Consider the following 11,252-nt stretch of genomic DNA (forward strand, 5'->3'; position numbering starts at 1 on the left):
ATAAATTAAGAGGTACATATTTTGGGTAAAAAGTTAAAAATTATTCTTATTTCACTGGTTTGTGTTGCAGTGTTTGGAGCTGTACTTATAGCACAGAAACCTAAAGCTTCAAAAGAACATTTATTTATTGAAACAGATTTTGGTACTATAGAAATAGCTTTCTTTCCAGATAAAGCACCAAAACATGTAGAAGCTATTAAAAAACTTGCTAATGAAGGTTTTTATAATGGTACTCTTTTTCACAGAGTTATACCAGGTTTTATGATTCAAGGTGGAGATCCTTTGAGTAAACAACCTAACAGAGCTTTGCATGGTACAGGAGGTCCTAATTTTGTTATACCTGCTGAGTTTAATGATGTTTCGCATAGAAGAGGAATATGTTCTATGGCTAGAAGTCAGAGCATTAATAGTGCTGGTTCTCAATTCTTTATATGTGTAGCTGACAGTACATTTTTAGATGGTCAGTATACAGTTTGGGGAGAAGTTGTAAGCGGAATGGATGTTGCAGATAAAATAGCAGCCTTAAAAAGAGATGCTAATGATAACCCTATAGAACCTGCTAGAATGAACAGAGTTTATGTAAAAGAAGTTAATTAATATCGTTATAATATTTTTAATAAAGGAAAGTATAATGGAACATTTATTTATAGAAACAGATTATGGTACTATAGAAATAGAATTCTATGAAAATTTAGCACCAAAACATGTAGAAGCTATTAAAAAACTTGCTAAGGAAGGTTTTTATGATGGAATTAGATTTCATAGAGTAATACCTAACTTTATGATACAAGGCGGAGATCCTGTAAGCAAAGATGCTACAAAAAGATATCTACATGGTACTGGAGGTCCTGGATTTAATATTCCTGCTGAGTTCAGTAATAAACCTCATAAAAGAGGAATATGCTCTATGGCTAGAAGTCAGCACCCAGACAGTGCTGGTTCTCAATTTTTTATTTGTGTTGCTGATGCTCCTCATTTGGACGGTCAGTATACAGTTTGGGGAAATGTTGTTAATGGAATGGATGTTGCTGATAAGATAGTTTCTCTAAAAAGAGATCATAATGACAATCCTTTAGAAAATTCTACTATGAATAAAGTTTATATAAAAGAATTAGAATAATTTTATTGTAAAGTTTTATATAAAAATAAAGACGAGGTATATTATTTGTATACTTCGTCTTTTTTATAATAATTTTATAATGGTAATACATCAAAAAATTTTTAAGTTTGTCAAAAATAAAATCATATTTTGTTTTTAATATTTAGCTTTAACCAGTCCCAAGTTCTTTTATGTCATCTGTCCGCCTGCAACCGAAAGAAATACCGTTAGATATGGCATGATATAAAATAACAATACGCTCTATGGTAAGCTAAATTTCAAATATTAGCATACATTTAATACATATGTAAAAATATAAAGTTATAACAATTGAGTTTTTCATGAAGTAACTTTTGGCTAAGCCCACCTATGCGTGTGCAGTAAAAAAGTTGATAATTCTGTATAAAATGTATTAGTTGACAAAATAAAATTGTTCCAGTATATACCAAATTTCAACAAATATAACGCTTGAAGAGCTTTAAAAATAGGAAAATATATTAATAAAAGTCTATCAAATAAAATCTTAATGGATAAAAATTGCAAAAATTATAGTTTAAATATAAAATTCATAGCTGATAATACAAGATTAAGTATAGAAAAACAGCAAAATTGTAAGTGATTAATATTACTAATAATGAAACTATTTATAAACATCTTTTTTATAAATAAACATAGCTAACTATATCATAAAAACTTATGCGTTAAAATAATCAAATTTCAATTAATTATCTTTAATGACAAACTTATCACTGCATAATATCATACTGATAATACCAACTATACTGCCAGTTATAATAGAAAGTATAAATACAGGTACTATCAAAAAACTAATATCTGGAAGACTGAATAAATACTTTGATAAAAATGCCTGCGATAAATTACTAACAAGAGAGCCAGCCAAACTTATACCAAAAATAGAAAATATATTTTTTAAATAGCTCATCATCTTCATCACTATAATAGAGCTAATACCTCCACATAATCCCAAATAGAAAGGAGGTGTTAGTATATATGCAAATACTAAAGCAACCGATACATTTTTTATAACTATAAGAAGAATAAGCTCTTTAAAACTAAATACATCTATTACCATTAATATTACAATAAAAGAAAAACCTATTCTAAAATAAGGTATAGGTCTTGGAAACATATTTTCAACAGCAGCTATAAATGATGATATAAAAGCAAAAAATATTACATCATATATTCTTCTTTTTCCAGTATGATTTTTTATATTGTTAAAAAATTTCATAAACAATTCCTATTGAACAATAGAATCTATCTCTATATGATTTTCAACATTTTTTTCAAATCTTATAGATATACCATTAGGCATACATATTATAGGAGCATTTTTCAAAATACCTGCCTTTACACATAATTTATCTCTGCAGCAGGAATCTGAAAACATTACATTACCATTAGTTATAAGTATTTTAGACTCACCAAGCAAGCCTTCAATAATAATTTCTCTATCAGTATTCAAATCATATCTTAATGATTTATTATATGAATCTATTATTATTTTACTGCTTTTATTTTGTATAAGAGTTTTAGCATAAAGAAAAGAAAATAATATCATAAAAATAAATATAATAATATCCCCAAATCTTAAATTTCTCATCAATTACTGAGCTGCCTCTTCATTGTTTAATTCAATTCTATTACTAATAACTGCTTCTCTGTCAATAACTTCTACATCAAAATATGAAGGCTCTATTTGTACCAATTTTGTATGAAGAGGTATATTTGCCTCAACAGATATATTTGAATATATACCTGCATTTGTAATATCCTTCAAATCTATAGAAAGCACAATATCATTCACAAATACATTTGTAAGTAAAATATTATTAGCTTCTAATACCACCTTATTAACAATAAAGGCACTGTCGCTGTTAATATTAAATCTGCTATTTAAATTATCTATATTAACTGCAATATTATTAAACTCCATTCTCTCAACGTCTTTATTAAAAATAACATTAACATTAACCCTAGATACATCAGATTTAATATTTCTAGGTAAATTAAGTCTTGATATTGTTGAATAGTCCAAATATTTATCAGTTAAATCAAGATTATAAGTTTTTATTTCATCTATAGCAGATATTAGACTTTTAGGTCCTGATATAATTGTATTTGAAGGATTAACTATGATATCATCAACACTAAGCCCAAGAGAAGCTACTCCTATAGTAGGCACTTCTATAGGCACAGTCTTATATGCTAATTCATCTAAAACTATAGGAAGTTTATTCGGAGATACTGTAATATTCATTTTACTATAATCTATATCGCCAGCTAAATAAATTTCATACATATTACTCCCTATTGCGGCATTTGTAAGGTCTATATAGGCACTAAACTCTGTAGGAAGCTCATAAACATTGTCTTTAAAACCTTTTAATGTTATAGTAATATTTTCTGGCAACTGATTTGCTATAAGAAGCCTTGAAGGTATATTTCTAATTTCTATTTTAGTAATATAATCTTTAGTATATTCCTTTTGATATCTTACAAATAAAAAGAGCAAAAAAGACATAAGAAGGCATAATAGTTTTATCCAAAACCTATTCGTTATATAGTTTAACGCTTTTTTATAACTAAACTTTTTAAGCTCTGTTTTTCTTTTTTCACTCATTTTTTTATCTCTAAAAGCTCACCTATTCTTTTGTCAAGCTCTTCTCTGCTTAAATTATATTCCAATATTCCGTTATGCACTATAGATACGCACTGAGTTTCCTCTGAAACAACTATAACAACAGCATCAGTCTGCTCAGAAACACCGAGTGCCGCTCTGTGCCTAGTACCGAGTCTTCTGTTTTTTATCTGAGGCTCTATTTCTGTAAGAGGCAAATATGCACTTGCTGCAGCTATTCTATTTTCCATTATTATAGCAGCACCGTCATGAATAGGATTATTCTTAAAAAATATAGACTCTACAAGCTCCATAGATATATCAGCATTGAGTTTAACTGCTCTGTCTACTAAAGAGTGAAGAGATATATTTCTCTGAAAAACAATTAATGCTCCATATCCTTTATATGACAAATTAAAAGTAGCACTTAATATCTTTTGAATTTGATCTTCATCATATCGGAAAGACTTTTTTAAAAAAGCTCTCCCTCCCAATATTCTAAGCCCATGTTTAATTTCTGCCTGAAAAAGTACAACTATAGCTATAAGTCCTACCTGAAAGAATTTGTCAAATATCCATGATAGTGTAGAAAGTCCAAATATTTTTGCTATTATTGTAATGAAAAAAAGAATAATAAATCCAACTGCTATGCTGTATGCCCTAGTATTATACATGAGCATATATATTATATAAAACAGTATTGCAACTAAGATTATATCAAGACCATAAAAGAAATATCGCCAATTTGTTGTTGATATAAAATTACTAATACTGTAAAACATAGCTATAATATTATAGCATAACTGTAAAGATTTGCAAATAACTTTATACCTTTATAAAAAGTTTAATTTTATTAAAACATTAATTCTTTTTTGTATACAAAGTTTTTCCTTCTTTGATAGTTTCAAGTACTTCTATATCCTTTATTTTCATAGGCTCGCATGTTAGAGGATTATCGCTTAATATTACAAAATCTGCCAATTTACCCTCTTCAATAGTTCCTTTTATATCCTCTTCTTTGTTTTGATAAGCTGCATTAATCGTGATAGCCTTTAAAGCCTCATAAGGAGTAACTTTCTGATTCTCTCCTAAAAGTACTCCGTCTCTTGTAACCCTATTAACTGCACACCAAATAGTTTCAAGCATATTAGGCTTAATTACTGGAGTGTCCTGATGATATGTGAAGCCCAAATTATTGTTTAATGCAGTTTTTGAGGCACTAATCTGAGAAGCTCTTTCCATACCTAAATTTGCCAAATGAACATCTCCCCAATAATATACATGTGCTACAAATATAGAAGGTATAATATTAAGGTTTGACATAGATGTATACTGCTCTTCTCTTATTATCTGACTATGTACTAAAACTGCCCTGTAATTATTAGTAGTATCTCTTTTTATCATAACATTGCTGAATGCATTGATATACTGATCTGCTGCTGCATCTCCGTTGCAATGAGCCTGAAGCTGCATTTTATCATCTAATGCGGTTTCTACAAATTTTTCTACATCGCTGTTACTATATATTCCATATCCTCTGTATCTTGCGGGACCGCTTACATAAGGCTGTTCAAGCCATGCGGTTTTTGCCTGAGGAGAACCGTCCAAAAATATTTTATATCCGCCTATCTTAAATCTGTTGCTATAATTACCTATCATATCGCTATTAGTTTTGGCTAGCGAATAAGAATTTTTCAAATCTATAAAACCTATAACATCAATTCTAAATCTGTTATTAGTTATCATATTATTTATAAGAGGAAATTCTGCTGTAGAAATTAATGCATCCTGTGCTGTTGTAATGCCGTATCCTAAATAAACATCTTCTGCCTGATTAATAAAGTTCATCAAATCCTCATCTGTAAAAGAAAATTTGATACTCTGTGCATAATGCATAAATGCAGCCTCTTCCATATATCCAGTAGGTTTTCTGCTGTTAGGATATCTTGCTATTACACCTCCGGGTATATCTGGAGTATTTTCATTAACTCCAAACTCTTCTAATGCCTTTGAGTTCATAGCTCCGACATGTCCTGAAGCATGAGTTATGAATATTGGGTGAGTAGTTGAGATTTTATCCAAGTCATCTCTGTCTGGATTTTTTTTATTTGGCAGTAAATTATTATCATATCCAAAACCAACTACCCAAGCATCTGGTTTTAATTTATTAACTTCTATATAATTAGTGATTTTCTGAGCAATCTCAAGCATATTAGTAGAGCCTGTTAAATCTACTGTAGTAAGTGACTGAGCAAATCTCACCATATGACTATGAGCATCTATAAAAGAAGGCATTAAAGTTTTTCCTTTTAAGTCTACTATTTCAGCATATACATTATTTACTAAACTTTTTTTATCTTCTTCTGTATACGCTACTTTCATAATAGTATTATCTCTTACTTCAATAGCCTTAGCATAAGAAGCTTCATCTCCTTTCATAGTAAGTATATTGCCGTTATGATAAACTTTTATTTTATGCGATGTTTTATCATAACATGAGTTAATAATAAAGCCTATTAGTAAGCAAAAGATAAAGAAGTATATATTTTTCATTTTTATCCCCTTATATTGTTATTTCTATTTTATTATTTTCATTATCAAGTATTACACTCTCATAATACCCATCTCCTGTAGTTCTTGGATATGACGCTATTCTAAATCCGTCACTCTCCAATTCTTTTGTGAGGCTGTCAACTTTTTCTTTGCTTCCAACAGACAAGGCAATATGAGCAAATCCGTATATGTCATCGTTAGTGTTTCTTTCTTTTACATTATTCCTAGTCATTATTTCCAATCGGCAGTTATCTTCAAATGTAAGAAAATATGATTCAAAACCTTTTTTTTCATTAACATATTTATCATTGCATTTACAATTAAAATACTTAATATAAAAATTTTTAATGCTCTCTAAATCTTTAACCCAAACAGCAATATGAGATATTTTCATTTTATAGCCTCATAATAAAATTCTTATATTATTATAACATTAATATAAAAATTAAAAATAGTTATTTTCTTTTTATATGAGTAATTAGATAAAAAATAATGAACTATTGATTAAAAATTATATAAAATTTTCTATTAATAATAATTATAACAAAAACTACTTTTCAAAACTATTGATATAATAACTATTGCATATATAATATTAAAAAAATTAATTAGGAAATTATATCAATGAATTATCGTATCTTTATAGAAAAAAAAGACGGCTTTAATTTGGAAGCTAAAAGATTAGAAAATCAATTAAAAGAAAATTTTAAAATAAAATCTAGTATAAGACTTCTTAATGTTTATGATATATTTAATATAGAAGAAAGTCAGTTACAAAACTCTATTAAAGTAATATTTTCAGAACCCCCTACTGATAAAATTGTTGAAAAGAAAGACTTTGAACACTTAAAACATTTTGCAGTTGAATATTTACCAGGACAGTTTGACCAAAGGGCAGATTCAGCAGTTCAATGCCTTAAATTAATATATAATAATATTGAAAATGTTTCTATAGTAAGCGGTAAAGTAATAGTTTTTGAAGGCAATATTGATGAAATCACTATAGAAAAAATAAAAAAATTCTATATTAACCCAGTTGAAAGCAGAGAAAAAGATTTAAGCAAATTAGAAATAGAAGAATCTCAAAAAGCTGATGATATAAAAGATGTAGAAAACTTTATTAATTTCAACAGTGATGAACTATCAGAGTATAGAAATAATCTTGATTTGGCTATGACATATAAAGATATAGAGTTCGTACAGAATTATTTTAAAAATGAAGAGAAAAGAAACCCAACAGAAACAGAAATAAAAGTTCTTGATACATATTGGTCAGATCACTGCAGACACACAACATTTATGACAAAAATTAATGATGTGCAGTTAGAAGAATCATTAAAAGAAAATAAAAGTAATTTTGCAGAAATTGTACTTAACGCTATTAATAGATACTATGATATGAGAAAAGAGCTTTACGGTGAAGATGTTGACAGTAAAAGAGATATTAACTTAATGGACATGGCAACAGTATCAGCAAAATATATAAAGAAAAAAGGTAAACTTGAAGATTTAGAGATTTCAGATGAGATAAATGCATGTTCTATTTATATAGATGTTGATGCTATAGATGAAAATGGAAAAAACAAAACAGAAAAATATTTATTAATGTTTAAAAATGAAACTCATAATCACCCTACAGAGATTGAGCCTTTTGGAGGAGCTTCTACTTGTTTGGGAGGTGCTATAAGGGATCCTCTATCTGGAAGAAGCTATGTATATCAGGCAATAAGAGTTACAGGAAGTGCCAACCCTTTAGAAAAATTAGAAGATACTTTGGCTGGAAAACTTCCTCAAAAGAAAATTACAACTACTGCAGCAGCAGGATATTCTTCTTACGGAAACCAAATAGGACTTACAACTTGTTTAGTTAATGAAATATATGATGAAGGATATAAAGCAAAAAGGCTTGAAGTAGGTGCAGTTGTAGGGGCTGTTCCAGTAAGCTATGTAAGAAGAGAAAAACCAAAAGCTGGAGACATTGTTATAGTGCTTGGCGGAAGAACAGGAAGAGACGGATGCGGCGGAGCTACAGGTTCATCAAAAAGCCATACTGACACATCTTTAAGACTATGCGGTGCTGAAGTACAAAAAGGCAATGCCCCAGAAGAGAGAAAAATACAGAGACTATTTAGAAATAAAGAAGTTACAAAATTAATAAAAAAATGTAATGACTTTGGGGCTGGTGGTGTTTCAGTTGCTATTGGAGAATTATCTGAAGGAATAGATATTAACCTTGATGTGCTTCCAGTAAAATATTTGGGACTAAATGGTACTGAACTAGCAATATCTGAGTCTCAGGAGAGAATGGCAGTTGTAGTTGAAAGTAAAGATGCTGATAAGTTTATAAAATTAGCCAATGATGAAAATATTGAAGCTACAAAGGTTGCTGTAATAACTGATACTAATAGACTTGTAATGTATTTAAAAGGCAAAAAAATTGTAGATATAAGCCGTAAGTTTTTGGATACCAACGGAGCTAAACAAGAAACTAATGCTGTATTAAAAAATATTGACTTTGAAAATAACCCTTTCAGTACAAAAAATGCATGCTCTTTAAAATCGCATTGGTTTAATATGGTAGAAGATTTAAATGTTGCTTCTCAAAAAGGTTTAGTTGAAATGTTTGATTCATCAATAGGATCTTCTACAGTATTAATGCCTTTCGGAGGAAAATACCAAATGACTCCAATTGATGTTAGTATTCAGAAAATACCTATATTTGATAACAATGCCAAAGAAATAAATACGGCTTCTGCTATTACTTGGGGATATAATCCTTCTATTATGAAATGGTCAGAGTTTCATGGCGGAATATATTCTGTAATAGAATCTATGTCAAAACTTGTTTCTGTGGGAGTAGATTATAAAAATATAAGATTATCTTTCCAAGAATATTTTGAAAAGTTAGGCAATGACGCTAAAAAATGGGGAAAAGTTTACTCTGCATTACTTGGTACAATATATGCTCAGACAGAATTTGACATACCAGCAATAGGAGGTAAGGACTCTATGAGCGGTACTTTTAATAATATATCTGTGCCTTCCACTTTGATATCATTTGCAGTAGCAGCTATAAACACTAAAGATGTAATTTCTCCAGAGTTCAAATCTTCTAATAATTATGTTTACTTGATAAAGCATAACATGAAAAAAAATTATATGCCTAATATTGAAGAGATAAAAGAAAACTTTGATTTTATTCATAAAAATATAAAAGAAAAAAAATATTATCCGCCTATACAATTAAATTCGGAGGTATTGCTGAGGCTTTAACAAAAATGTCTTTCGGCAACAGAATAGGTGTTGATATAAAAGATGAGCTTTACTTCTTTAATTTAATGCCTGCTTCATTTATAGTAGAAACTAGAGAAGAATTAAATTATAAAAATGCTCTATTAATAGGAAAAACTATAAATGAATACAAAATAAAAGTATGCGGTGAAGTTATAGACTTAGAGGAAATAGAAAAATCATGGCTTGAAAAATTATCAAGTGTATTCCCATACAAAACTAATGAAGATATAGAAACTTATCCACTAGCTATTTATGAGAGAAAAACTCCTTTTATATGCAAAAATAAAAAAGCTAAACCTAATGTTTTAATAGCTTCATTCTTAGGTACAAACTGCGAATACGACACTCAAAAAGCATTTTCTGATGCAGGAGCTTGCACCGACATATTTGTATTTAGAAATATAAAACCAGAGTACGTAAAAGAATCAATTGAAGAGATGTCTAAAAAAATAGATAATTCACAAATATTTATGATACCGGGAGGATTTAGTGCTGCTGATGAGCCAGATGGTTCTGGAAAGTTTATTTCAGCAATACTTACAAATGAAAAGATAAAAACTTCTATACATAAATTATTAGAACGCGACGGACTTGTTTTAGGTATATGCAATGGTTTTCAGGCATTAATAAAGTCTGGACTTCTTCCTTATGGAAAAATAGGAAACATTACAGAGAACTCCCCTACTCTTACATTCAATAAAATAGGAAGGCATATTTCTCAAATGGTAACAACAAAGGTAGTGTCAAACAATTCTCCTTGGCTTTATAATATACCTGTTGGAAGTGAATTAGTAGTTCCTGTTTCACATGGTGAAGGCAGATTCTTTGCTGATGAAAATATTATAAAGGAGCTCATCAAAAAAGGACAAGTTGCTACACAATATGTTAACTTCAAATCAGAACCTACTAATGAGTTTAGATTTAACCCTAATGGCTCAGCCTATGCTATAGAAGGTATAATTTCAGAAGACGGAAAAGTATTAGGTAAAATGGGACATAGTGAAAGATATGCAAATAATCTATACAAAAATATCATCACAAAAGATATTTACAATATTTTTGAAAATGGTGTGAACTATTTTAAATAAAAAATTATTAAATATTTTATATAAAAATAAAGCTGCAGTTTTAAGTAAAGACTGCAGCTTTTATAATAATTATATTATTCTTTTACAAATAAAATATCACAGCCTATATCAATTAGAACTTTATATCCTTTAGTTTTCATAAAGTCAATTAGTATATTTTCTTTTTCATTATTTTCAATGGTTAAAAGTCCAAAACTATAAGTATTAAAATCTATAGTTTTCAATATATCTAACTCTCCGCCTTCAATATCAAGAGATAAAAAATCTATATATTTTATTTCACTATGATAATTCTTCATTAAATCATTAAAAGTAATAGATTTAATATTTATATATTCTAAATCATTTATTTTAGCTTCAGATTTTATCCTTTTAGCATGTTCATCAGAACAATGTTTTTCTAAAACATTTAAAGCATCTACTTTAGATTTAATAAATTTAATACTATCTGAATTTTCACTATTAATAGCAAAATTATATGTATAACATTTTCTATTCTTTTTTAAAAGTTCAAAATTATCAGGATCTGCTTCTATACAAATACCATTCCAGCCTAATTTTTCAAATATATATGTAT

9 protein-coding genes and 1 pseudogene are annotated in these 11,252 nt (G+C 28.7%); 3 read left to right on the forward strand and 7 right to left on the reverse strand.

The window, feature by feature from the left end; all coding sequences use genetic code 11:
• Positions 1-21: 21 nt before the first annotated feature.
• The gene (locus KQ44_RS07515; RefSeq protein WP_096736893.1) at positions 22-597 is read left to right on the forward strand and encodes a peptidylprolyl isomerase; all 576 of its coding nucleotides are present in this window, start codon (positions 22-24) and stop codon (positions 595-597) included.
• Between the two features lie 34 nt (positions 598-631).
• A complete protein-coding gene (locus KQ44_RS07520) occupies positions 632-1,120 on the forward strand; it encodes a peptidylprolyl isomerase (RefSeq protein WP_096736894.1) in 489 nt (162 codons plus the stop codon).
• Positions 1,121-1,820: 700 nt separating this feature from the next.
• Here the strand turns inward: KQ44_RS07520 and KQ44_RS07525 are convergent.
• From KQ44_RS07525 to KQ44_RS07550, 6 genes are all read right to left on the reverse strand, one after another.
• The gene (locus KQ44_RS07525; protein ID WP_096736895.1) at positions 1,821-2,351 is read right to left on the reverse strand and encodes a Gx transporter family protein; all 531 of its coding nucleotides are present in this window, start codon (positions 2,349-2,351) and stop codon (positions 1,821-1,823) included.
• Between the two features lie 9 nt (positions 2,352-2,360).
• Positions 2,361-2,723, reverse strand: coding sequence for a NusG domain II-containing protein (locus tag KQ44_RS07530; RefSeq protein ID WP_096737798.1), 363 nt, complete (start codon positions 2,721-2,723; stop codon positions 2,361-2,363).
• A 3-nt stretch (positions 2,724-2,726) separates the two neighbouring features.
• Entirely contained in the window at positions 2,727-3,743 is a 1,017-nt protein-coding gene (locus KQ44_RS07535; RefSeq protein WP_096736896.1) for a CdaR family protein, read from the reverse strand.
• Complete coding sequence (cdaA, locus tag KQ44_RS07540) at positions 3,740-4,522, reverse strand: diadenylate cyclase CdaA (RefSeq protein ID WP_096736897.1); 783 nt, start codon at positions 4,520-4,522, stop codon at positions 3,740-3,742. Before cdaA ends, KQ44_RS07535 begins: the two co-directional genes overlap by 4 nt.
• Positions 4,523-4,601: 79 nt before the next feature.
• Positions 4,602-6,293, reverse strand: coding sequence for an amidohydrolase (locus KQ44_RS07545; protein ID WP_096736898.1), 1,692 nt, complete (start codon positions 6,291-6,293; stop codon positions 4,602-4,604).
• Positions 6,294-6,303: 10 nt separating this feature from the next.
• Positions 6,304-6,687 carry a VOC family protein gene (locus KQ44_RS07550; protein WP_096736899.1) on the reverse strand — a complete coding sequence of 128 codons (384 nt, stop codon included), beginning with the start codon at positions 6,685-6,687 and terminating at the stop codon, positions 6,304-6,306.
• Between the two features lie 230 nt (positions 6,688-6,917).
• On the opposite strand from KQ44_RS07550, the pseudogene KQ44_RS07555 reads away from it, so the two are divergent.
• Positions 6,918-10,675: pseudogene (locus KQ44_RS07555) on the forward strand (phosphoribosylformylglycinamidine synthase).
• A gap of 74 nt (positions 10,676-10,749) precedes the next feature.
• Here the strand turns inward: KQ44_RS07555 and KQ44_RS14415 are convergent.
• A partial coding sequence (locus KQ44_RS14415; protein ID WP_168171259.1) for an FkbM family methyltransferase occupies positions 10,750-11,252 on the reverse strand: 503 nt, incomplete at its 5' end.

This window comes from Brachyspira sp. G79, assembly GCF_002379365.1.
Lineage (GTDB): Bacteria > Spirochaetota > Brachyspiria > Brachyspirales > Brachyspiraceae > Brachyspira.